The organism is Nocardia sp. NPDC005978, assembly GCF_040614455.1.
Classification (GTDB): domain Bacteria; phylum Actinomycetota; class Actinomycetes; order Mycobacteriales; family Mycobacteriaceae; genus Nocardia.
The window spans coordinates 20,589-41,662 of the sequence record NZ_JBEXUS010000042.1 but is presented as its reverse complement, the minus strand read 5'-3'; the positions used below and the strand labels follow the sequence as shown (position 1 = coordinate 41,662).

Below are 21,074 nucleotides of genomic sequence, written 5' to 3'. Positions count from 1 at the left end.
GCGGCAGAGCGCGACCCCGGGGGGCGAGCGCCCGCCGGGGTCGCGGTGTGGAACACCTACCTGCCGTTACCGGCTTCGGCGTACCGAGCGGGCGAAGCGGGAGCCGCGGTGTTTGGCTACCGTGCCCAGTTCCGCGCCGCGATCCTTGGCGACCTCGGCCAGTTCCGCGCCGCGTTCGCGGGCCACATCGGCCCATTCCGCGCCGCGGACCCGGGCCACGCCGGCCAGTTCGCTGCCGCGTTCACGGGCCACATCGCCGAAATCCGAGCCGCGGTGCTTGAGCACCTCACCCCATTCCGCGCTGCGGTCCTTGAGGGCCTCGCCCAGTTCCGCACCGCGGTCCTTGATCACCTCGCCGAGCTCGGCGCCGCGCTCCTTGACCGCGTCGGCCACCTCGGGGGCGCGGTCCTTGACCGTGCGCGCGACGTCGGAGCCGCGTTCCTTGACCACGCCCGCGACCTCCGAACCGCGTTCCCTGACCACCTCGGCGACGTCCGAACCGCGTTCCTTGGCCGTCTCGGCCAGGTGCGCGGCGCGGATCTCGGCGGCCGTGGCGGCGGAACCCGCTCCCGCGGCGGCCTTTTCGGCGATCGTGCGCAACAGCGGGGGGCGCCCGCCGTGATCGGTGGAGGCGATGAGCAGGCCGCCCAGCAGGCTCAGATCCTTGAGGAAGGCGGTACGTTTGGCCGAGCGCAGCTCCGGATTCTGCTCCGCCCAGAAATCCTGTTCGGTGACCGTGGCCGGGATGACGGTGACCGCCAGAATCGCGGCCGCCAGACGCGGGGCCCGGCCCAGCGCCAGCAGCAGTCCGCCGCCGATCTGAGCGGCGGCGTTGACCCGCACGATGCGCCCGGCATCGGGCACCTTGGCCGCGTACTGCTCGGGCAGCCGGCGCTGAATCTGGGTCACGCGATCCGCGGCGGCCTTGGCGCGCTCCTGCGGATCGGTGAGGGCGTCCAGCCCGTCGACGACGAACGCAGTCGCCAGCAGTGGCCGGGCAAGTCGTCGCATAGCCATGATGTGAAGTCCTTCCCGAGGGGTGCGTAGACCTTCACGCAGTTACCGGAATCGGGACTCGCAAACCTGGGCGCGGACAATCGCCGCCTCAGCGCGCCTTTCCGAGTGCGCGCGCGATGCGGCGAGCGTCGCGGGCGAGCTCGCGGAACATGCCGCTGATCGGGTTGGTGAAGCCGGTGAAATACAGCCCGGGAGCGTTCGGATGCTCCTGCCCGCCATGGACGGTGGGCCTGCCCTGCGCGTCGAGCAGACCGAGGTGCCCGACCAGTTCGGTGAGGCCGTGATCGAAGCCCGTGGCGGCGATGACGGCCTCGGGCGCGATACTCCCGCCACCGGCGAGCAGCACCTTTCCGTCCTCGAAACCGGTGACCGCCGAAACGGTTTCGACCTTGCCCGCGCGGATCAGGTCGATGAGCCCGACGTCGATGATGGGCACCGCGCCGTCGGCCAGCAGGCGGGTGTACGCGTCGGGCGCGGGGCGGGGCAGGCCGAAGGCGGACAGGTCCGGGGTCGTCATCCGGCTCGACAGCGCGATGATCCGGTTGACCAGCGGAACCGGCAGGTGGCGCAGCACGATGCCCGCCGAGCTCTGGCCGATCTTGGGCGCGACCTGGCGGCGCACGAAGGTCGGCACGGTGCGCACGGCGAGCCAGACCCGGGACGCGCCGCCCTCGACCAGGTCGACCGCGATCTCGGCGCCGGTGTTGCCGGTGCCGACCACCAGGACCTCACGGCCGATGTAGGGCGCGGCGTTGCGGTATTTCGAGGAGTGCACGAGTTCGCCCGGGAAGTCCTGGCGGCCCGGCCAATTCGGGATCAGCGGGGTGTGGTTGTAGCCGGTGGCCACGATGACCCGGTCGGCGGTGAGATCACCCTGGGCGCTGCGCGCGATCCAGCGCCCGTCCACCCGGTCGAGCCGATCGATCGTTGTGCCCGAACGCAATTCGATGCGGTGGTGACGGGAGTAGGCGTCGAGGTAGCGCACCACGTTCGCGCGGGCGACCCAATCCCCGTACGCGCGCGGGATCTTGAAGCCGGGCAGATGCGAGTGCGCGCGGATGGTGTGCAGATGCAGGCGTTCGTAGTGCCCGCGCCAGGCCGAGCCGACGGTGTACGCCTTGTCGACGATCGTCACGTCGAAGCCACTGTCGCGCAGACAGGCCGCCGCGGCGAGTCCACCCGGGCCGGCGCCGACGATCAGAACCGATTCACTCACTGGACCACCACTCGCTACGACGAACCCGAGAACACGTTTGCGCACCGACTATCGCACAGTTCAGAGCGGCGAAAGCGACAAGTCGGCCAGTTTGTGGTCAGTCGTCCAGATTGCCCTGGTCGGCGCGGCCATCCCGGCTTCACTAGCAGAACCAAGCAGTTGCTTGTTTTTGTGCGGTGAGCTACCAATGGACGTACACCCGCGTCGCGCCCTCCGACGCGAACCACACCGAAGGACACCGATGGACGACTTCGCACACCGCTCCGGCGCCACCCTGGTGCTGGGCGCCAGCGGCGGCCTGGGCGGCGCCATCGCGCGCATGTTCCTGGACCGCGGCAGCGACGTCGCACTGACCTGGTTCCGTTCGGCGAGCAAGCTCGATCCGGTACTGGCCGCGGCCGAGCAGGCGGGACGGCGCGCGCGGGGCTGGCAGCTCGACCTTTCGGACGCGGACCAGGTCGCGCGGGTCGTCGCACAGGCCGCCGCCGAATTCGACGGGATTCACACCCTGGTCTACGCGGCCGGCCCGCACATTCCCATGCGCCACCTGAGCCGGGTCGCGCCCGCGGACTTCCGCGCCCAGCTCCTGGACGACACCGCCGGATTCTTCGCGGCCGCGCACGCCGCCCTGCCCTTCCTGCGCGAGCGTGCCGGAAACATCGTCGCGGTCACCACCGCCGCCACCGTGCGGTTCCCCATCCGCGACGGTCTCTCCAGCGCGCCGAAAGCCGCGGTGGAGGCGCTGATTCGGGGCATCGCGGCCGAGGAGGGCCGGTACGGTATCCGCGCGAACTGCGTCGGGCCGGGCATGACCACCGACGGCATGGCCGAAAGGCTCATCGCCGCGGGCGAATTGGACGAGCACGCCCTGGAGGTGGCGCGCGGCAACATTCCGCTGCGGCGCTTCGGCGACGCGCAGGACATCGCCGAGGCGGTGTGCTTCCTGGCCTCGGACCGCGCGGATTTCATCAGCGGCCAGAAGCTCGACATCGACGGCGGCTACGGGGTCTGACGGCTGAGCGGTCCGACGGGTAAGTGGTCCGACGGCTAGTCCTACGGCCAGGGGCTAACGGTCCGAGACGATGATGCCCAGGGCATGGGCCAGGGTCGGGGCCAGATCGAACAGCTGAGTCTGTGCGATGGTCGCACCCGCCAGCGACTCCACGCCCTCGTAGATGCCCACGGACCTGGCGCCGCGCAGATCCACCTTCTTCAGCACCGCCTTGCGCATGGACAGCGCCTCGATCTCCGACCCGGGGAACGTCACCGAGGTCAGTTTCGCCTCGCTGATATCCACGTGCCGCAGCAGGCAATCCACGAACGAGACGTCGGTGAGGGTCGCACCGCGCAGATTCACCGAGTCGAATTTGCAGTTGTAGAACTTCACCCGGCGCACGCGCGCACCGAAGGCCTCCACGCCGGACAGCGCGTTCATCACCAATTCGGTGTCCAGCCAGGATGATTCGGTGAGGTCGGCGCGGATCCACTGGGTGCTGTGAATCCACACGTCGTTGAAGCGGGCGAAGGACAGGGAGCCGCCGGAGACGGTGGTGCCGGAGATAGCGCATTCGGTGAAACTGGCCCCGCGCATGTTGACGTCGTCCAGGTCGAGGCCGTCGAAATGGCCGCAGTCGTATTCGCCCTCGATGCCGACCTCGGTGTGCGGCTCCAGATGACGTGCGAACGGCAGATCAACCAACTCCCGCGGCATGCGGCTCCCTCGACTCGATCGGCGCGATCCGGGCCGCTGCGCCCGGCCGCTGCATCCGGCTCGTCGACCGTAGACGAGGGCTCCGACAACTCCGCCCGGCGGGCGCGAGCCGACCCGTAAGCAGACCGACCGGTTCGGGCGCGGCGGGCCGTCGCGCGCCGCGCCGGAATTTACGATGGGGGAATTCTCCGGCGTCGGCGGGCACGAACGGAAGGCGGTTCGACATGCGGGTTGTGGCTGAGATTCTGGTGGGATTGCTCGCCCTGCTGCACATCTACATCCTGGTGATGGAGATGTTCCTGTGGACCACGCCCCGGGTGCGCGCGGCATTCGGAATGACCGCCGAATTCGCCGAGGACACCAAGGTGCTGGCCGGGAACCAGGGCCTGTACAACGGCTTTCTGGCCGCGGGACTGATCTGGGGACTGATCGCCGGGGATCCGGTCGGGCGGGCGGCCCAGATCTTCTTCTGCATCTGCGTGGTCGTCGCGGGGGTCTACGGCGGCACCACCGCCAGCAGGCGAATCCTCTATGTTCAGGCTCTGCCGGGTGCGCTGGCATTGACGGCGGTACTGCTCGCCGGGTAAACGATAGCCACGACGACTGCACCACTGACAGGGACTCGCGCCAGCCCCGAAAAGGAATGTCGAGTAACAATTTCACCTAGATCAAAGACTTAGGTGAGGATGTACGGTGCAGACCGACGACGTGGCCGACGTTGACCCTTTGGATTGGAATTGACTGTTCGATGAAGTTCTCTGCTCGACGCGGCGCGGCCGCTCTCCGGATCACCGCGATAGCGCTGACCGCCGCCCTCTCGGTGGCGACGTTCAGCGGTGTCTCCTCGGCGGAGCCGCAGAAGCCCTCCTCCATCACCTCCGTCAAGAAGGACGGCCGCACCTGGCACCTGAAGGTGTACTCGGCCGCGATGGCCAAGGAGATCACGGTCGACGTGCAGCGCCCGGCCGATGATTCGGTTCCCGCGCCCAACCTCTACATGCTCAACGGCCTCGACGGCGGTGAGGGCACCGCCAACTGGAAGGCCCGCACCGACGCGCTGCAGTGGCTCTCGGACAAGCCGGTCAACGTCATTCAGCCGATCGGCGGCATGGGCAGCTACTACACCGACTGGATCAAGGAGGATCCGCGGCTCGGTGTGAACAAGTGGACGACCTTCTTCACCCAGGAGCTGCCCCCGCTGCTGGACGCTGAGCTGAACTCCACCGGTCTCAACGCGCTGACCGGCCTGTCCACCTCGGGCACCTCGGTGCTGCAGCTGGCCGAGGCCAAGCCGGGCCTGTGGAAGACCGTCGCGGCCTACAGCGGCTGCGCGCAGATCGCCGACCCGGTCGGGCAGCAGTTCGTCAAGCTCTCCGCCGAGACCTGGGCGGGCGGCAAGACCGAGAACATGTACGGACCGGCCGACAGCCCGCTGTGGAAAGAGAACGATCCGGTTCTCAACGCCGAGAAGCTGCGCGGCACCCACCTGTACATCTCCACCGGTAGCGGCATCCCGGTCATGGAGGACGTGCAGTACTACCTCGACAGCGCGCCCGGCATCAGCGGCGTGGTGAACCTGAGCCTCGGCGTCATCATCGAGGCCGCGGTCAACGGCTGCACCGCCAACCTCAAGAGCCGCCTGGACGGCCTGGGCATCCCGGCCACGTACCAGTTCAACCCGGTCGGCACCCATTACTGGCCGTACTGGGAGCAGGCGCTGCACGAGTCCTGGCCGCTGCTGGCCCAGGGCATGGGCATCTAAACCCACACCCACGCAGGGCATCCGGCCCGTACTCGCACAGAAAGCGGGAGGGATCCATATATGGATCCCTCCCGCTTTCTCGTGCGCAGCGTTCCCGAGGCGGATCTACTCCGTGTCGCAGCCGTTTCCGCCGAGCGCGCTCAGATCCACGACCTCGGCCATGGCGTGGTAGCCCGCCGGATTCGGGTGCAGCAGATCGGGTCCGGCGTAGCGCGGATCGAGCCTGTCCGGATCGGCCGGATCCTGTAGGGCGGCGGCGAAGTCGATGACCGAGTCCGACAGGCGCTGGGCGCGGATCCAGTCGTTGACGCGCAGGCGAATCGGGTTCTGGCGGGGAGCCAGGGTGTCGCCGATGAGCGAATCACCGGCCGGGGTCAGGGTTCCCAGGTGCACGCGGAGCCCGGCGGCGTGCAGGCGGGCGATCAGGGCGGTGTAACCGGCCACCAGGCCGTCGTAGTCCGTGCCCAGCGGTGAGTCCAGGTCGTTGATGCCCGCCAGCACGATGACGTCCGAAACCGCCGCCTGGGCAAGGACATCGGAGTCCAGGCGGGACACCAGGCCGGGCCCGAACATCGGGATGATGCCGTCGTCGACCAGCTCGTTTCCGGAGATGCCCGCGTTCAGCACGACCAGCGGCAGCCCGGCCGCGTCGATGCGGCGCTGCAGGAAGTCCGGGTAGCGGGCGTCGGCGTCCAGAATCCCCGAATGCTGTGGCACGCCCAGGTAGTCGGCCGAGACGTAGCCGTCGGTGATCGAATCGCCCAGTGCGACAACGGCGGAGACCGCGGGCCCGGCGGTGACCTCGACCGCGGACACCAGCGGCGCCGAGGTGGTGGTGAGACCGTAGGCAGCGCCGGTGACGTCCGCGGCACTGTCGCCGCTGCCGGGCGCGGTGTAGTAGCTGGTGGCGTTGCCGTTGAAGTGCCCGCTCAGCGCGGGCGCAGGCCCGGGCAGATACACGCTCACCGCGAGCGATTCCCATGCGGTGGAAGCGAACTCGACCGGGTCGCTGAGCAGTTCCCCGCCCGGCTCCACGGTGACGCCGGCGCGCCCACCGAAGGTCACGGGCCGCAGCGTCGCGGCCTCGACCCCCGCCCCCGCGGTCTGCCCCGCGACGGTGACCCTGCCGACGGTGAGCGGCAGCGGCCGGAACCTGTTGGTCAGCTTGATCCGCACCTGGCGTCCGCCCCGGTGCGGGGTCACCACGACGCGATAGGTCTGCTCCCCGATCGAAGCGATGGGCCGCAGCAGCGGATCGATCAGCCCCACCGCGTCCGAGGGGCTCGCTGTCCACGCACCCACCCAGCGCTCCCCCACGCAGGAGCCGTCCCCGGTCTCGGCGCGCGCCGGTCCCGTCCCGACGATCCCCGCGAACGTCAGCGCGGCGAGCATTCCGGCCCCCGCCCGCGCCGAACGCGAATCCTTGTTCATCCCGACCACTTCCATCAGCGACCGCCGGCCCCGGACAGGACTGGACGGGCGGTCAGCCTAGCCGGGCGGCCGGGGCCGCCGACGCGAATTCGCCACCTCGCGGCACCGGATTCCGGTCCGGCCGATCCGGCCCCCGGCCTGGGGATCCGAGGGTCGCGGCGCGGCTCGCGGTCAGGCGTCCAGAACGTCTCGGGCGGACACCGGCCCTACCGCGGCGCGCCCCGGATGGATACGATCGGTTCGCGTCTCGGGCGGGCGTTCACGCCCTGCCGCGCGAGACCGCGGCTCGTGTCCGGCCCGTTCGAATCGCTTTCTCGCTCGCTGACCTTGCTAAGGTTTGGATCGCCGATATCGGTGGAATGTTGCTTGCGATTGCCATTCACCTCAACGAGGAGGCACGGAATGAGTTTCGAAGGGCCCGAATCCGAAGAAGAATTATCTGCTCCGGTTTTCTCCCTTATTCCTCGCTCGTCTGCTTTACGCTCACCCCGTTCGGGCATCACGACCGAACGGCCCCTGCACATCGTTATGGTCGCGCCGCCCTACTTCGATATTCCACCGGCCGGTTACGGCGGCGTCGAGGCCATCGTGGCCACCCTCGCCGACGAGCTGGTCGACCGCGGGCACCGGGTCACCCTGCTCGCAGCCGGGCGCGAAGGCACGAAGGCGCGCTTCATCCGGGTGTGGGACGACGTGCTGACCCATCGGCTCGGCGAGCCGTATCCGGAGATCGTGAACGCGTTCAAGGCAATGCGGGTGATCGAGAAATTACACGCCGAGGATCCGATCGATATCGTTCACGATCACACCTTCGCCGGTCCGGGTAACGCCGCCGCCTATCGAATGATGGGAATCCCCACGGTCGTCACCGTGCACGGGCCGGTCGACGCCGATATGGACGAGTATTACCGGTCTTTCGACCAGAGCGTGCAACTCGTGGCGATCAGCGATCGGCAGCAGGCGCTGGCCCCGGATTTGAATTGGATCGCCCGGGTGCACAATGCGATCTGCCCCGAGGAATGGCCCTTCCGGACCCAGAAAATGGATTACGCGCTCTTTCTGGGCCGTTACGCGCCCTACAAGGGGCCGGATCTGGCCCTGCGGGCCGCGCACGACGCCGGCCTGCGCCTGATCCTGGCGGGCAAGTGCAACGAACCGCCGGAGAAGAAGTACTTCGAGGAGGTCGTGCGGCCCCTGCTCACCGACGCCGACGACGTCTTCGGTGAAGCCGACGCCACCGCCAAGCGCCAGCTGCTCGCCGGCGCGCGCTGCCTGCTGTTCCCGATCACCTGGGAGGAGCCGTTCGGCATCGTGATGATCGAGGCGATGGTGTGCGGCACCCCGGTGATCGCGCTGCGCGGCGGCGCCGTCGCCGAGGTCATCGAGGACGGGGTCACCGGGTTCATCTGCGACGACCCCGAGGAACTGCCCGTCGCGATCGCGCGGATCGACGAGATCGATCCGTACGCCTGCCGGGCCCGGGTGGAGGAACTGTTCGCCGCGGATCGCCTGGCGCAGGGCTACGAGGCGGCGTACCGGCGGGCGGTGAACGCGGGGCCGCAACGGGTTTCGGCCGCACGCGCGCATCGCATCATGGTGCCCGCGGTGGCCGGACTGGCGGACGAGATGGTGCCCAGCCGGACATGACGATTTTCAATGCCGGTCAGCCGCCGGTGACAGAGGATCACGGCGGCATCGTGACCATGGTCGAGGCGAGCACGTTCTGTCTGTCGGACGCGCTCGGAGATATGCACGCGGGCACCGCGCAGGGACTCTTCTATCGCGATGCCCGCGTCCTCGCCCGGTGGGAACTGCGACTGGACGGCCGTGCGCCGGAACAGCTTTCGGTGATGATGCCGGAGGCCTTCCGGGCCCGGTTCGTCGCGCGCAAACCGCCGAGTCCGGGCGTGGCCGACGCCACGGTGCTGGTGCTGCGCCGGCGCATGATCGGCGACGGCATGCGCGAGATCATCGTGGTGCGCAACCTCGGTGACGAGGACACCGCCATGACGGTCACCCTGCACGCGGACTCCGATTTCGCGGATCTGTTCGCGGTCAAGGAGGGCCGGGTGACCAGCGGCGGTTGTGAGCTGCGGGCCGTGGATCATGTACTGCACCTGAGTGATCGGCGTGATTCGGGGCGCGGGCTCAGTATCACCGCCGACAACGATCCGCTGGTCCAGCCGGGGACGCTGACCTGGCAGATCGTGGTGCCGCGGCGCGGCAGCTGGGAGACGACGGTGCAGTGCCAGCCGATTCTCGAGCACCGCGCGGTGCCGATGAACCTGGCCTGCGAGGACGAGGGCAATCCGTCGAACAAGATCCGGCAGTGGCGTTCCACCGCGACGTCGCTGGCCGCCACCGGCCCCGGACTGACCGCGGTGCTGCAGCGCACCGAGAGCGATCTGGGCGCGCTGCGCATGGACGATCCCGCAGACGGGACGGCCTACGTGGCGGCGGGCGCGCCCTGGTTCATGGCGCTGTTCGGGCGCGACAGCCTGCTCACCTCGTGGATGGCGCTGGTGCTGGATTCGGACCTGGCGCTGGGAACCCTGCGTCAGCTCGCGAAATTGCAGGGCACGCAGGTCAATCCGGTGACCGAGGAGGAGCCGGGCCGGATCATGCACGAGATGCGGCACGGGCCCGGCGGCGATCAGGTGCTGGGCGGGTCGGTCTACTACGGCACCGCCGACGCGACACCGCTGTTCGTCATGCTGCTCACCGAATGCCGGCGCTGGGGCGTGGATCAGGCGGCGATCGCCGAACTGCTACCGGCCGCGGACGCGGCGCTGGCCTGGATCGACGAGTACGGCGACGCCGACGGTGACGGATTCGTGGAGTATCAGCGCAAGACCGATCGCGGGCTGGCCAATCAGGGCTGGAAGGACAGCTGGGACTCCATCAGCTTCGCCGACGGGCATCTGGCCGATCCGCCGATCGCGCTGTGCGAGGTGCAGGGCTACGTGTACGCCGCCCGGCTGGGGCGGGCGGACATCGCCGAGGCAGCCGGAGATACCGCCACCGCGACCCGGTTGCGCGAGCAGGCGCGAGAGCTGAAAGACCGCTTCGATCAAGCGTTCTGGCTGCCCGAGCGGGGCTGGTACGCCATGGCGCTGGACGCGGCCAAGCGCCCGGTCGACGCACTCGGCAGCAACGCGGCGCAGCTGCTGTGGACCGGCATCGTCCCCGACGAGCGCGCGGCCGTGCTCATCGAACGGCTCGCGAGCGCCGACATGGACAGCGGTTTCGGGCTGCGCACCCTGTCCGCGGCCATGGGGCGGTTCAATCCCATGGGCTACCACAACGGTTCGGTGTGGCCGCACGACACCGCCATCGCCGTCGCGGGATTGCTTCGCTACCAGCACATTCCGGGAGCCTGGGATCTGGCCGAGCGGCTCGCGGGCGGACTGCTGGAGGCGATCCGCGAGTTCGGGGCGCGGCCGCCGGAGTTGTTCTGCGGCTTCGATCGCGGTGAATTCCGTTCGCCCGTACCGTATCCCACCTCGTGCTCACCGCAGGCATGGGCCAGCGCCGCGCCGTTGCTGCTGCTGCGCTCGTTCCTCGGGCTGGAACCGAACGTGCCCCGGCGCACCCTGACCGTGCTGCCGCGCCTGCCCGAGCGCGCGGGCCGGGTGCGGCTGGCCGAGCTGCGGCTGGGGCCCGCCACGGTCACCATCGAGGCCGAGGGGACGGAGGTCCGCGTCGAGGGGCTGCCCGCGGAGTGGACGCTGATCCAGCCGTGAGCGACGTTGCCGCCCCCGCCTCGGCCGGCGGCCGAGGCGGGGGCGGCACCATGATTGGACCCCGAGGGGGCGATTTCGGCCCAATTCGGACGACTCGAGCAGGCGATGGTCGACTCCGTACGGCGGATCGCGGTGCGGGCCACGGCCATCGAAGGTGATCGAGCTCGCGGCCGGGCTCAGGCGCCGTAGCCCCGCAGCGCGCGAGCCGATCGTTCCTGGGCATCCAGGAGTTCGTCGCCGTGCTCGTCCACCCACGCGCCCAGCGCGCGCATCGGCCCCCGGACCAGGCTCTGCCCGAGCGGGGTGAGCGCGTACTCCACCCGCGGCGGGGCCTGCGCGTAGCTGCGCCGCTCGATCAGGCCGTGGCCGAGCAGCCGGCGCAGGGCCTCGGTGAGCGCCTTGTCGCTGAGTCCCCCGATGCCCGCGCGCAATTCGCGCCGCCGGCGCGGCCCCTCGTGCAGCGCGGCGATCACCACCGGGTCCCAGGTGTGGGCGAACAGATCCGTGGCCGCACGCATGCGGCAGTCCGCGACCAGCTCGTCGCGCGGGTCTCCGGCAGCGCTCATACGTCCATGATCGCGCAGTCGTTTCGCACCGATCGGTGCGGATCGACCTGCCTACCGTTGCTCCCGAACGCCGGACACGAAAACACCGGCCACGAGCAGGAGCACACGATGCGAATCGCAATTCTGGGTACGGGCACGCTGGCCGCCGCGCTGGGGAGTCGCTGGGTGGCGGCCGGGCACGAGGTCGTGGTGGCGGGGCGGTCGCCGGATCGAGCCGAGGAGACCGCGCGGCGGCTCGGCGCGCGGGCCGGCGCCCCGCGCGCGGCGGTGGCCGGGGCCGACGCGGTACTGCTGGCCGTGGCCTGGAGCGGGGTCGAGGACATCCTGCGGGCGGCGGGCGCGGGCGACCGAACACTCGGCGGCACAACGCTGATCGACCCGACCAATGCCATCGACCACGGCGTCGGCGCGCTGCTGACCCCGCCCGGCACGTCCGGGGCCGGGCACATCGCCGCGCTCGCGCCGGGCGCGCACGTGGTGAAGGCCTTTCACCTGTTTCCGGCCGGCCAGTGGAGCGATCCCGCCAATCCGCCTGTGACGGTGACGATCTGCGGCGACGACCCGCACGCCCTGGCCGTCACCGAAACGCTGATCCGGGACGCGGGCTCGCGCTCGACGGTGCTGGGCCCGCTCGCGCGCGCCCGCCAGCTCGAGGAGGTCGCGGGCTTCGCGATCGGGCTGATCTTCCGCGGCGCGGATCCCCGCGACGCGCTCCCGGCCGCACCCGCGCACATCCCGGGCGGCTAGGAACTCGCGGATGCCGCGTCCCGGAACCGATGGCAGTATGCGAGGCGTGGGTGACTTCTTCGAACGCATCATCGACCTGGACGTGACCGCCGCCGAGGCGGGTTCGCTCGCCGATCGCACGGTGGACTGGATGGTGTCGCACGGCCGGCTGCGACGCGAGACCTCGGGCGAGGCGATGTACAGCCTGCACGCGGAGACGGGATACCTGCCCGGCCCGGAGTGGCCGGGGATCGCCCGGGAGTGGGGCGCGGACTGGATCCCCGGCCCCGTCGCGGTGATCGTGGGCCGCCACGCCCACTACGGCGGGCAGGGCGAGATCGAACCCGCTTGGGCGGGGTGCCCGCGCTGCGGGGCCCGCACGGTGATCATCGACTACCCCACCGCGTGGGAAGCCGATCCCGAGGTCTGGCGCCCGTTCGCCACGGCGATCGAGTCCTGGGAGCGCACCGGCTCCGGCACGGCCACCTGCCCGTCCTGCGCCGCCGCGAGCCCCATCACCGAGTGGACGTGGGCCGACGAGTTCGCCCTGGGCGCACTGGCTTTGGACTTCTGGGGCTGGCCGCCCCTGACCGACGAGTTCGTCGCCGAGCTGACGACGTTCCTGGCCCACCGCGTCGAGCACCATTCGGGCAAGTTCTGATCACTCGCCGGGGTCCCGGTAGCTGTCGCCGTGGCGGTGCACCACCCGCCATTCGCCGTCCTCGCGGCGCGCGACGGTGGTCGAGCGCAGCGCGTAGGTGACGGGCGAACCGTTGGCGGTGGCGGTGATGCGCTCGATGGCGACCAGATACGCGAGGTCACCGCTCGAACCGGAGGCCACCACCTCGTGGGTCAGGGCGGCGCAACGGGGTCAGTCTGGCACAGGCGCGCCGGACCGTGCGCGGAACGCGGTGGTCAGCGGGGGCGCAGGACGAACACCGGGATCTCGCGGGTGGTCCAGGACTGGTAGGTGTCGAAGTCGGCGTAGGTCTCGACCAGCAGGGGCCACAGGCGCGCGCGTTCGGCGGGGGTGGCCAGATCGGCGCGCACGGGGCGGTGTTCGCGGCCGATCCGGATGTGGGTCTCGGGGTTGGCGCGCAGATTGTGGTACCAGTGCGGGTTCTTCGTCAGGCCACCCTGGGAGGCGACGATGACGATGTCGTCGCCGTCGGGCATGTAGAGCAGCGGCGAGGTGTAGTCCGCGCCGGACTTCGCGCCGCGGTGTTCGAGCAGCAGGGTGGCGACGGGCTTGCGGAATCCCGCGCCGATGCGCCACTTGTTGCCGATCCGGCCGCCGGTGCGTTTGAAGATCCACACCTGGGCGCGGCCCATGATCCGGAACATGGTCGGGAGCGAGGGGTGATCGAGCTGTTTGGGGCGCGGGGGCGGGGTGGCGGCCATCGTCTTCCTTCCGTCGAAGCACGATGACCATACATCGATGACCATGTGTATGGTCAAGGTCTGCCGCGGGGCAACCCGGTACCGTCGGACCCGGACGAGTCGGTGAAGGAGTGAATTCGGTGCGCACGCATGGCTGGTCGGGGTCGGCGCCCGTCGACGACGACGAGGCCATCGCCCGCATCCTGGCCTCGGCCCGGCGGGCGATCGACGCCTCGGGCGGCGATTTCAGCATCGCCGAGGTGGCCCGCGATCTGGGCGTCACCCGCCAGACCGTCTACCGGTACTTCCCCAGCGCCGAAGCGCTGCTGACCGCGACCGCCATCGCGCAGACCGACGCGTTCCTGGACGTGCTGGCCCGCCACGTCGGCGATATCCGGGATCCGGCGGAGGCGGTCGTGGAGGGCATCGCCTACACCCTGGAACGGCTGCCGCACGAGAAGTACCTGAATCTGCTGCTGAGCCCGGGCCGCGCCGGCGCGTTCTCGGCGGGCGTGACCTCCGATGTCGCACTGGCTTTCGGGCGTTCGATCCTGGATCGGTACGCGGTGGACTGGGCGGCGGCCGGGCTGTCCGGGGCCGCCCTCGACGAACTCGCCGAGCACATGCTGCGGGTGGTGCAGTCCTTCGTCATCGATCCCGGCCGGCCGCCGCGGCACGGCGCTCGGCTGCGCGCCTACCTGCACACCTGGGTCGGCCCGGCGCTGGTGGGGTTCAAGACGATTCGTTGATGCGGACCTGATTGCCCGCCGGGTCGCGGAAGGCGCAGTCGCGAATCCCGTAGGGCTGCACGGTCGGTTCCTGGACGACCTCGGCGCCGGTGGCCTGCACCCGCTCGAAGACCGCGTCCAGATCCTCGGCCGCGAGCACGATGGTGCCGTAGGTGCCCTTGGCCATCATCTCGGCGATGGTGCGGCGCTCGGGTTCGGTGATGCCCGGATCCCCGTCGACCGGATGCAGGACGATCGAGGTCGCCGGCTGACCGGGCGGGCCGACGGTGATCCACCGCAGGCCGTTGTAGCCCACGTCCTGACGGACCTCGAAGCCGAGCCGGTCCCGGTAGAAGGCGATCGCGGCGTCCGCGTCGTCGTGCGGCAGGAAGCTGGATTGAATGGTGAGTTCCATGGCTTCCACGCTAGGACCTGCGACCGGACCGGTGCTTCTCGATTCCTGACCGGTCCGCGCCGGTGCCCGAACCGCTCAGGCCGAGGGGACACCCGCGCGATCGGGGTCGTCGAAGCGGCCGGTGGCCAGGGCGGACTCCCGGTGCCGGGCCGGGAAGCCCGGACCCAGGCGGACCGACACGTCCGCGTGGGCCAGGGGTTCGCGGCAGTGCGCGCACACCACCTCGGCGTGGGTGTCGTGGGCACAGGTGTTGTGGTGCAGGATGACCGGCGGCCCGGCCTCGGGTGCGAGCCAGCGATCGCCCCAGCGCATCATGGCCGCGATGACCGGGAAGAAATCGCGGCCCTGCGCGGTGAGGTGGTATTCGTACCGGGGCGGGCGCTCCCGATAGCGCACCCGCTCGAGCAGGTTCTCCTCGACGAGCCGGTTCAGGCGCTGGGTCAGGACATTGCGGCTCAGGCCCAGCGTGCGCTCGAATTCGTCGAAACGTTTGGCCCCGTAGAAGGATTCGCGCAGGATCAGCGGCGTCCACCAATCCCCGATGAGATCGACGGTACGCGCGACGGTGCACGGCCAGTTCGCGAAGGTCGTGCGCTTCATACCGGCACGCTGTCCAGACTCATACCGGCACCATATCCAAGCGGGCGGGCACGTACTTGTGCCACGGGGTACCGACCCACTCGTCCCGGGAGTCGAATTCGGTGAGTTCGTTGGGCGCCACCCCGGTCGTGACCGGCACGCCGTCGGGTCCGGTGACCGAGAGCCCGAAGCCGTTGGGCAGGGACAGGTGCCCGGGGCGCATGCGGTCGGTGGGCTCGACCGGGACCTCGGTGCTGCCGCGCCGGGTGGTCACCCGCACCAGATCCCCGGGGGCCAGCCCGAGACGTTCGGCGTCGGCGAGACTGATGCGCAGGGTGCCGCCGCCGTCGCGCTTGCGCCAGCGCGGGTCGCGGACGATGGTGTTGGCGGTGAAGGCCCGGCGTTCACCCGCGGACAGCACGAACGGCCACTCCCCCGATTCGCCCTCGGCGTCGGGCAGCCCGGCCAGCACCGCCAGCAGTTCGGGCACCACCAGGCGGACCTTTTTGCCGCGCAACCGATTCCAGGTCACCTCGTAGTCGTCCTCGGTGATGACGATGCCGTGCTCGCCGGCCAGAATCGCCTCGAACAGCCGCTCCCCCGCCGCCAATCCCGTGCCGTACCCGGCGCGTTCGACGCTGTCGGGGAATTTGCGGACGCAGTTGTAGGCCGCCGCCCACAGCAGCGCGGCCGCGGCGGCGTCCCCCGGCAGGGTCGGCCCGAGGGTCCGATAGAGCAGCACGGGAGCGAGTTTCGAGCGCTGCGGATCCGCCAGTACCCCGAGGAAGGCCATGGCGAAGGCCTCGCGGCCCTGGGCGAGCGCGGCGCGCAACGGCGCGTAGTCGTCCTCGGTGAGCACCCCGGCGGCCTCGACCAGACGGGCGTGGATCTCGGGCTCGGCGAGCACGCCGTCCGGGGCGGGCAGCACCGGGTGGCGCAGGTGGAAGATGTTGCGCGGGAAGTCGAAATTGAAGAACGTCGCCTCGTACTTCTCGAACTGGGTCGCGGCCGGCAGCACGTAGTCCGCCTCGCGGGCGGTCTCGGTCATGGCGACGTCGATCACCACCACCAGTTCCAGCGAGCGCAGCGCCGCGCGCATGCGGGCCGAATCCGCCAGCGAGTGCACCGGATTGCTGCTCTCGATGAACATGGCCCGGTAGCGCGCGGGATGATCGGTGAGGATCTCCTCGGTGATGACGTTGCACGGCACCAGCCCGCTGATGATCGGCGCGCCGGCCACCGGTGAGGCCGGCCCCTCCCCGGCCGGATGCCCGCGATCGTGGCCGATGGCGGCCATCCCGGTGAAGGCGTACTGGGTGCCGGGCTTGGCGACATTGCCGGTCAGCAGCCACACCAGCTTCTCCACGTAGCTGACCACCGTGGAATAGCGGTTCATCTGCACGCCGAGATCCTCGAGCGCGGCCACCGACTGCGCGCGAGCCAGCCGCCGGGTCGCCGCGGTGACCAGGTCGAGGTCGACATCGGCGGTGGCGCAGTACTTCTCGATGGGTACCGCGCGAAGCACCGCGAGCACCTCGTCCACGCCCTCTGCGTGCTCGGCCAGCCAGTCGGCGTCGATGAGGTTGTCGCGCACCATGATCGCGGCCATCGCGGACAGCAGGTACACGTCGGTGCCCGGTCGCAACTGCAGGTGGAAGTCCGCCAGCTCGGCGGTCTCGGTGCGAACCGGGTCCAGCACGATCATGGACCGGTTCGGATCGCGGGCGATCTCCTTGAGCACCGTGCGCGCCCGCGGAAAGCCATGGGACTGATAGGGATTCTTGCCGACGAAGAAGGCCACCTCGGCGTGCTCGACATCGGCGCGCATGGGGTACCCGAACATCCGCGCGCCCACCCAGAAGTCACCGGTCTTCTCCTGCGCGAGGGCGCTGGAGCGATAGCGCATGCCGAACGCGGCCATGGTCGCGGGCGCGTAGGCCCCGCCCAGGTGATTGCCCTGCCCGCCGCCGCCGTAGTAGAAGATCGACTCCCCGCCGTGGCGCAGCCCGACCTCCTGCAGGCGCGCGGTGATCTCGGAAATCGCTGTGTCCCAATCGATTTCCTCGAACTCGCCGTCCGCGCGGCGGCGCAGCGGCGCGGTCACCCGGCCGACGCGGCCGTTCTGGTAGTGGTCCAGCTGCAGGGCCTTGTTGCAGGTGTAGCCCGCCGAGGCGGGATGCAGCTTGTCCCCGCGGATCTTCTCGAAGGAGCGGCCGTCTGGCCCGAGCAGGACCTGGATACCGCAGTTGCACTCGCACAGGATGCAGGCCGTGGGCTTCCACTCGTTCATCGGCCCAGCGTAAGCCAGTCAGTTCACAAACGCTACTAACTTCGGCGAACCGACTGCCGTACGCTCGATACCGGTGCGCGAGCGCCCGAGAGCGCACAGCCATGAGCCCGAAAAGCACGAAACCGGACGATCCCCTGGACCGACCCGACCCGTGAGAGGCGATCCGTGAGCACTACGAGCGACACTTCGGCCGACAATGACACTTCGGCCGACAACCTCGACAGCGGCGACGGCGACACCATCGCCCCCGAGCCCTATCGCCTGTCCGAGGCCCCCGGCCCGCTCACCCCGGGCGAGCTCACCGCCCTGGACGCCTGGTGGCGCGCGGCGAACTACCTCGCGGTCGGCCAGATCTACCTGATGGACAATCCACTGCTGCGCACCCCGCTCGAACCCGAGCACATCAAACCGCGCCTGCTCGGCCACTTCGGCACCGTCCCCGGCCTGAATCTAGTGTGGGCGCACGCGAATCGGGCCATTCGCGCCCGCGATCTGAACGCCGTCTTCGTGGCCGGACCGGGCCACGGCGGGCCCGGCCCCAACGCCTGCGGCTGGCTCGAGGGCACCTACTCCGAGCTGTACAGCGGCATCCCACAGGACGCGGACGGCATGGCCGCGCTGTTCGCGCAGTTCTCCTTCCCCGGCGGCGTGCCCAGCCACTGCGCGCCCGAGACCCCCGGCTCCTTTCACGAGGGCGGCGAACTCGGCTACTCGCTGCTGCACGCTTTCGGTGCGGCCCTGGACAATCCGGATCTGACGGTGTTCTGCGTCATCGGCGACGGCGAGGCCGAGACCGGGCCGCTGGCGGCGAGCTGGCACGCCGACAAGTTCCTCAGTCCCGAGCGCGACGGGGCGGTGCTGCCGATTCTGGCGCTGAACGAGTACAAGATCGCCAATCCGACCCTGCTGGCCCGGATTCCGCGCACCGAACTCGAATCACTCCTGCGCGGTTACGGTTACGAACCGTACTTCGTCTCCGGGCGCGACCCCGGCACGGTGCACCAGGACATGGCCGCCGCGCTGGACGCCGCCCTGGACGGCATCGCCGCGGCCCAGCGCGCCGCCCGCGAGGACGGCAGCCGGGAGCGACCGGCCTGGCCCATGATCGTGCTGCACACCCCCAAGGGCTGGACCTGCCCGCCGGTGGTGGACGGCGAACCCGTCGAGGGCACCTTCCGCGCCCACCAGGTGCCGCTGCCCAGCGCCCGCCAGAACGCCGAACATCGTGCGGTCCTGGAACAGTGGCTCAAATCGTATCGGCCGGAAGAACTCTTCGACGAGGCCGGCCGGCCGGTGCCGGAACTGCTCGCGCAATCACCCGCCGGCGATCGGCGCATGAGCGCCAATCCGGTCGCCAACGGCGGCACGCTGCTGCGCGATCTGTCGCTGCCGCGCTGGCGGGACTTCGGGGTCGAGGTCAGCGCCCCGGGCGCGGTGAAACACGAGGCCACCCGCGTTCTCGGCGGCTGGCTGCGCGAGGTCACCCGCCGCAACCCGGACAACTACCTGACCTTCGCCCCCGACGAACTCGCCAGCAACCGGCTCCAGGACATTCTCGAGGTCACCGGCCGGGACTGGCAGGGCGAGATCGGGGAATTCGACGTCGGCCTGGACCGCACCGGCCGGGTGATCGAGGTGCTGTCCGAGCATCTGTGCCAGGGCCTGCTCGAGGGCTATCTGCTCACCGGCAGGCACGGCACCTTCACCTGCTATGAGGCGTTCATCCACATCGTCGACGCCATGTTCAACCAGCACGCGAAATGGCTCGACGCCAGCGCCGCCGTGCCGTGGCGACGGCCCATCGCCAGCCTCAATTACCTGCTGTCCTCCCACGTCTGGCGGCAGGACCACAACGGCTTCACCCATCAGGACCCGGGATTCCTGGACGTGGTGCTCAACAAGAGCCCCGAAATCGTGCGCATCTATCTGCCGCCGGACGCCAATACCCTGCTGTCCACCTTCGATCACTGCCTGCGCTCGCGGCACTACGTGAACGTGGTGGTGGCGGGCAAACAACCGCAGGAGAGCTGGCTCTCGATCGAGGCCGCCGCCGAGCACTGCGCGCGCGGCATCGGCATCTGGCCGTGGGCGGGCAACAACGCCGAGCCCGGCGCCGCCCCGGACGTGGTGCTGGCCTGCGCCGGTGACATCCCGACGCTGGAAACCCTTGCCGCGGCGCAGATTCTGCGCGAACGCCTGCCCGAGCTCCGGGTCCGGGTGGTGAACGTCGTCGACCTCATGCGCCTGCTCCCGCGCGAGGATCACCCGCACGGCTTGCCCGACAGCGAATTCGACACCCTGTTCACCCGCGATCGACCGGTCATCTTCGCCTTCCACGGCTACCCCTGGCTCGTGCACCGCCTGACCTACCGGCGCACCAACCACTCCGGGCTGCACGTGCGCGGATACAAGGAGAAAGGCACCACCACAACGCCTTTCGACATGGTCATGCTCAACGACCTGGACCGCTACCACCTGGTCATGGACGTCATCGACCGCGTGGAATCACTGCGCGAACACGCCGCCGAACTGCGGCAGGACATGGTCGACGCGCGCTGGCGGGCGCGGGCGTGGACTCGCGAACACGGCGAGGACATCCCGGTCGTCGCCGACTGGAAATGGCTCTAGCGGGCCCGGCGATCAGGACGAGACGCTGGCGGGCGTGCGCACGATGCGCCCGCCGAGTCGTTCGTTGACCGCGAACCCGTGCCGGCGGCACCATGCCGCCAGGGCCGGCACCGCGGAATCGTCGTCACGGAAGGTCGGCACGAGCTGGCCGACGATGTACAGGTGCTGGGCGTCCGCCGCCCGGCACAGCTGCTGCAGCAGCGCGGAGCCGAAACCCGAACCGCGCAGCTCCGGATTGACCGTGATGTTGTCGAGCTTGATGGTGTCGGCGTACAGATCGAAGACCACCTCGGCCGGCGCGTCCGCGCGGCGCAGGGCCAGCACGTCCGACGGCAACGGGCGCAACGCGCCGGGTAGGTGCTCGGTCAGGCGGCGCGCGGCATCCTCGTCGGGAGCGGCCCGGGTGACCGCGACCACCTGCTCGGTCAGCTCGGCCACCGCGGCCCGGTCCCCGAACGCGGCCAGCGGGCGGGTCCGCTCGGCGGTCTCGAAGATGACGCGCAACTGCCGCGTCCAGTGCGGTGCGGTCGCCTCGTGGTCCGCGATCAGATCCTGCAGGGTGTGCTCGAGGCAGATCGAACGCCCGAGGCTGCGAACGAGGCCCCCGGACAGCACACCCCATTCGTGGTCCTCCGCGCCGACGCCGTGGTGCGCGAGCTCGCGCAGCAGCACATCGCGCCGTCCCGCCGCGTTCGCGATCGACGCCCCGGGCAACCGGTGCAGCCAGCGCCGCCAGCCGGTGAGATTGGCGCGAATGCGGCCGGCCGCCACCTCGCCGCTGGCGTCCAAGTAGTTGCACAGCGCTTGCTGGCGTCTCTCCAGCAGCTCGTTCGTGCGCTCCATTCCGGGATCAGCGGGCAGTGATTTGGCCTCACTCATACC

20 protein-coding genes are annotated in these 21,074 nt (G+C 69.9%); 9 read left to right on the top strand and 11 right to left on the bottom strand.

Going from position 1 to position 21,074, the window contains the following annotated elements:
* Nucleotides 1–66: 66 nt before the first annotated feature.
* Together ABZ319_RS20420 and ABZ319_RS20415 are read right to left on the bottom strand one after the other, a co-directional pair.
* On the bottom strand, nucleotides 67–1,017 hold the full coding sequence (locus ABZ319_RS20420) for a DoxX family membrane protein (RefSeq protein ID WP_354988009.1): 951 nt from the start codon (nucleotides 1,015–1,017) through the stop codon (nucleotides 67–69).
* Between the two features lie 88 nt (nucleotides 1,018–1,105).
* Nucleotides 1,106–2,233, bottom strand: coding sequence for an NAD(P)/FAD-dependent oxidoreductase (locus tag ABZ319_RS20415; RefSeq protein WP_354988008.1), 1,128 nt, complete (start codon nucleotides 2,231–2,233; stop codon nucleotides 1,106–1,108).
* A gap of 241 nt (nucleotides 2,234–2,474) precedes the next feature.
* Here ABZ319_RS20415 and ABZ319_RS20410 point away from each other — a divergent pair, with 241 nt between their 5' ends.
* On the top strand, nucleotides 2,475–3,245 hold the full coding sequence (locus ABZ319_RS20410; RefSeq protein WP_354988007.1) for an SDR family oxidoreductase: 771 nt from the start codon (nucleotides 2,475–2,477) through the stop codon (nucleotides 3,243–3,245).
* Between the two features lie 54 nt (nucleotides 3,246–3,299).
* Here ABZ319_RS20410 and ABZ319_RS20405 read toward each other — a convergent pair whose 3' ends face one another.
* The gene (locus ABZ319_RS20405) at nucleotides 3,300–3,944 is read right to left on the bottom strand and encodes a pentapeptide repeat-containing protein (RefSeq protein ID WP_354988006.1); all 645 of its coding nucleotides are present in this window, start codon (nucleotides 3,942–3,944) and stop codon (nucleotides 3,300–3,302) included.
* 224 nt (nucleotides 3,945–4,168) lie between these two features.
* On the opposite strand from ABZ319_RS20405, the gene ABZ319_RS20400 reads away from it, so the two are divergent.
* Nucleotides 4,169–4,531, top strand: coding sequence for a DUF1304 domain-containing protein (locus ABZ319_RS20400; protein ID WP_354988005.1), 363 nt, complete (start codon nucleotides 4,169–4,171; stop codon nucleotides 4,529–4,531).
* 161 nt (nucleotides 4,532–4,692) lie between these two features.
* Nucleotides 4,693–5,706: an alpha/beta hydrolase family protein gene (locus ABZ319_RS20395; RefSeq protein ID WP_354988004.1), complete on the top strand. Its 1,014-nt coding sequence runs from the start codon at nucleotides 4,693–4,695 to the stop codon at nucleotides 5,704–5,706.
* 105 nt (nucleotides 5,707–5,811) lie between these two features.
* Here ABZ319_RS20395 and ABZ319_RS20390 read toward each other — a convergent pair whose 3' ends face one another.
* Complete coding sequence (locus ABZ319_RS20390) at nucleotides 5,812–7,137, bottom strand: GDSL-type esterase/lipase family protein (protein WP_354988003.1); 1,326 nt, start codon at nucleotides 7,135–7,137, stop codon at nucleotides 5,812–5,814.
* A 528-nt stretch (nucleotides 7,138–7,665) separates the two neighbouring features.
* Between ABZ319_RS20390 and ABZ319_RS20385 the strand changes: the two genes are divergently transcribed.
* Nucleotides 7,666–8,784 carry a glycosyltransferase family 4 protein gene (locus tag ABZ319_RS20385; protein ID WP_354988002.1) on the top strand — a complete coding sequence of 373 codons (1,119 nt, stop codon included), beginning with the start codon at nucleotides 7,666–7,668 and terminating at the stop codon, nucleotides 8,782–8,784.
* Nucleotides 8,781–10,880, top strand: a complete 2,100-nt coding sequence (locus ABZ319_RS20380) for a glycogen debranching N-terminal domain-containing protein (protein ID WP_354988001.1) — start codon at nucleotides 8,781–8,783, stop codon at nucleotides 10,878–10,880. The genes ABZ319_RS20385 and ABZ319_RS20380 overlap by 4 nt, the downstream gene beginning before the upstream one ends.
* A gap of 176 nt (nucleotides 10,881–11,056) precedes the next feature.
* On the opposite strand, the gene ABZ319_RS20375 is transcribed toward ABZ319_RS20380, so the two are convergent.
* On the bottom strand, nucleotides 11,057–11,446 hold the full coding sequence (locus tag ABZ319_RS20375) for a helix-turn-helix domain-containing protein (protein WP_354988000.1): 390 nt from the start codon (nucleotides 11,444–11,446) through the stop codon (nucleotides 11,057–11,059).
* 108 nt (nucleotides 11,447–11,554) lie between these two features.
* Here ABZ319_RS20375 and ABZ319_RS20370 point away from each other — a divergent pair, with 108 nt between their 5' ends.
* On the top strand, nucleotides 11,555–12,193 hold the full coding sequence (locus ABZ319_RS20370) for an NAD(P)-binding domain-containing protein (RefSeq protein WP_354987999.1): 639 nt from the start codon (nucleotides 11,555–11,557) through the stop codon (nucleotides 12,191–12,193).
* A 37-nt stretch (nucleotides 12,194–12,230) separates the two neighbouring features.
* Nucleotides 12,231–12,833: a hypothetical protein gene (locus ABZ319_RS20365; protein ID WP_354988037.1), complete on the top strand. Its 603-nt coding sequence runs from the start codon at nucleotides 12,231–12,233 to the stop codon at nucleotides 12,831–12,833.
* Here ABZ319_RS20365 and ABZ319_RS20360 read toward each other — a convergent pair whose 3' ends face one another.
* Nucleotides 12,834–13,013, bottom strand: a complete 180-nt coding sequence (locus ABZ319_RS20360) for a nuclear transport factor 2 family protein (RefSeq protein WP_354987998.1) — start codon at nucleotides 13,011–13,013, stop codon at nucleotides 12,834–12,836.
* Nucleotides 13,014–13,087: 74 nt separating this feature from the next.
* On the bottom strand, nucleotides 13,088–13,573 hold the full coding sequence (locus ABZ319_RS20355) for a nitroreductase family deazaflavin-dependent oxidoreductase (RefSeq protein WP_354987997.1): 486 nt from the start codon (nucleotides 13,571–13,573) through the stop codon (nucleotides 13,088–13,090).
* Nucleotides 13,574–13,692: 119 nt separating this feature from the next.
* Here ABZ319_RS20355 and ABZ319_RS20350 point away from each other — a divergent pair, with 119 nt between their 5' ends.
* Complete coding sequence (locus ABZ319_RS20350; protein WP_354987996.1) at nucleotides 13,693–14,301, top strand: TetR/AcrR family transcriptional regulator; 609 nt, start codon at nucleotides 13,693–13,695, stop codon at nucleotides 14,299–14,301.
* On the opposite strand, the gene ABZ319_RS20345 is transcribed toward ABZ319_RS20350, so the two are convergent.
* From ABZ319_RS20345 to ABZ319_RS20335, 3 genes are all read right to left on the bottom strand, one after another.
* Nucleotides 14,285–14,695 (bottom strand): VOC family protein, encoded by a 411-nt coding sequence (locus tag ABZ319_RS20345; protein ID WP_354987995.1) that lies wholly within the window; start codon nucleotides 14,693–14,695, stop codon nucleotides 14,285–14,287. The two genes, ABZ319_RS20350 and ABZ319_RS20345, sit on opposite strands and share 17 nt — an antisense overlap.
* A 75-nt stretch (nucleotides 14,696–14,770) precedes the next feature.
* Nucleotides 14,771–15,295, bottom strand: coding sequence for a helix-turn-helix domain-containing protein (locus tag ABZ319_RS20340; protein WP_354987994.1), 525 nt, complete (start codon nucleotides 15,293–15,295; stop codon nucleotides 14,771–14,773).
* Between the two features lie 19 nt (nucleotides 15,296–15,314).
* The gene (locus tag ABZ319_RS20335) at nucleotides 15,315–17,564 is read right to left on the bottom strand and encodes a molybdopterin-dependent oxidoreductase (RefSeq protein WP_354987993.1); all 2,250 of its coding nucleotides are present in this window, start codon (nucleotides 17,562–17,564) and stop codon (nucleotides 15,315–15,317) included.
* Nucleotides 17,565–17,804: 240 nt separating this feature from the next.
* On the opposite strand from ABZ319_RS20335, the gene ABZ319_RS20330 reads away from it, so the two are divergent.
* Nucleotides 17,805–20,192, top strand: a complete 2,388-nt coding sequence (locus tag ABZ319_RS20330; RefSeq protein ID WP_354988036.1) for a phosphoketolase family protein — start codon at nucleotides 17,805–17,807, stop codon at nucleotides 20,190–20,192.
* Between the two features lie 12 nt (nucleotides 20,193–20,204).
* Here the strand turns inward: ABZ319_RS20330 and ABZ319_RS20325 are convergent, their stop codons facing one another.
* Entirely contained in the window at nucleotides 20,205–21,071 is an 867-nt protein-coding gene (locus ABZ319_RS20325) for a GNAT family N-acetyltransferase (protein ID WP_354987992.1), read from the bottom strand.
* Nucleotides 21,072–21,074 lie beyond the last annotated feature (3 nt).

Excerpts from the sequence above, each read along its gene's own strand:
- ABZ319_RS20420 (WP_354988009.1), bottom strand. The coding sequence starts at position 1,017 with ATGGCTATGCGACGACTTGCCCGGCCACTGCTGGCGACTGCGTTCGTC.
- ABZ319_RS20410 (WP_354988007.1), top strand. The coding sequence starts at position 2,475 with ATGGACGACTTCGCACACCGCTCCGGCGCCACCCTGGTGCTGGGCGCC.
- ABZ319_RS20405 (WP_354988006.1), bottom strand. The coding sequence starts at position 3,944 with ATGCCGCGGGAGTTGGTTGATCTGCCGTTCGCACGTCATCTGGAGCCG.
- ABZ319_RS20400 (WP_354988005.1), top strand. The coding sequence starts at position 4,169 with ATGCGGGTTGTGGCTGAGATTCTGGTGGGATTGCTCGCCCTGCTGCAC.
- ABZ319_RS20395 (WP_354988004.1), top strand. The coding sequence starts at position 4,693 with ATGAAGTTCTCTGCTCGACGCGGCGCGGCCGCTCTCCGGATCACCGCG.
- ABZ319_RS20390 (WP_354988003.1), bottom strand. The coding sequence starts at position 7,137 with ATGAACAAGGATTCGCGTTCGGCGCGGGCGGGGGCCGGAATGCTCGCC.
- ABZ319_RS20385 (WP_354988002.1), top strand. The coding sequence starts at position 7,666 with ATGGTCGCGCCGCCCTACTTCGATATTCCACCGGCCGGTTACGGCGGC.
- ABZ319_RS20380 (WP_354988001.1), top strand. The coding sequence starts at position 8,781 with ATGACGATTTTCAATGCCGGTCAGCCGCCGGTGACAGAGGATCACGGC.
- ABZ319_RS20375 (WP_354988000.1), bottom strand. The coding sequence starts at position 11,446 with ATGAGCGCTGCCGGAGACCCGCGCGACGAGCTGGTCGCGGACTGCCGC.
- ABZ319_RS20370 (WP_354987999.1), top strand. The coding sequence starts at position 11,555 with ATGCGAATCGCAATTCTGGGTACGGGCACGCTGGCCGCCGCGCTGGGG.
- ABZ319_RS20365 (WP_354988037.1), top strand. The coding sequence starts at position 12,231 with ATGCGAGGCGTGGGTGACTTCTTCGAACGCATCATCGACCTGGACGTG.
- ABZ319_RS20355 (WP_354987997.1), bottom strand. The coding sequence starts at position 13,573 with ATGGCCGCCACCCCGCCCCCGCGCCCCAAACAGCTCGATCACCCCTCG.
- ABZ319_RS20345 (WP_354987995.1), bottom strand. The coding sequence starts at position 14,695 with ATGGAACTCACCATTCAATCCAGCTTCCTGCCGCACGACGACGCGGAC.
- ABZ319_RS20340 (WP_354987994.1), bottom strand. The coding sequence starts at position 15,295 with ATGAAGCGCACGACCTTCGCGAACTGGCCGTGCACCGTCGCGCGTACC.
- ABZ319_RS20335 (WP_354987993.1), bottom strand. The coding sequence starts at position 17,564 with ATGAACGAGTGGAAGCCCACGGCCTGCATCCTGTGCGAGTGCAACTGC.
- ABZ319_RS20325 (WP_354987992.1), bottom strand. The coding sequence starts at position 21,071 with ATGAGTGAGGCCAAATCACTGCCCGCTGATCCCGGAATGGAGCGCACG.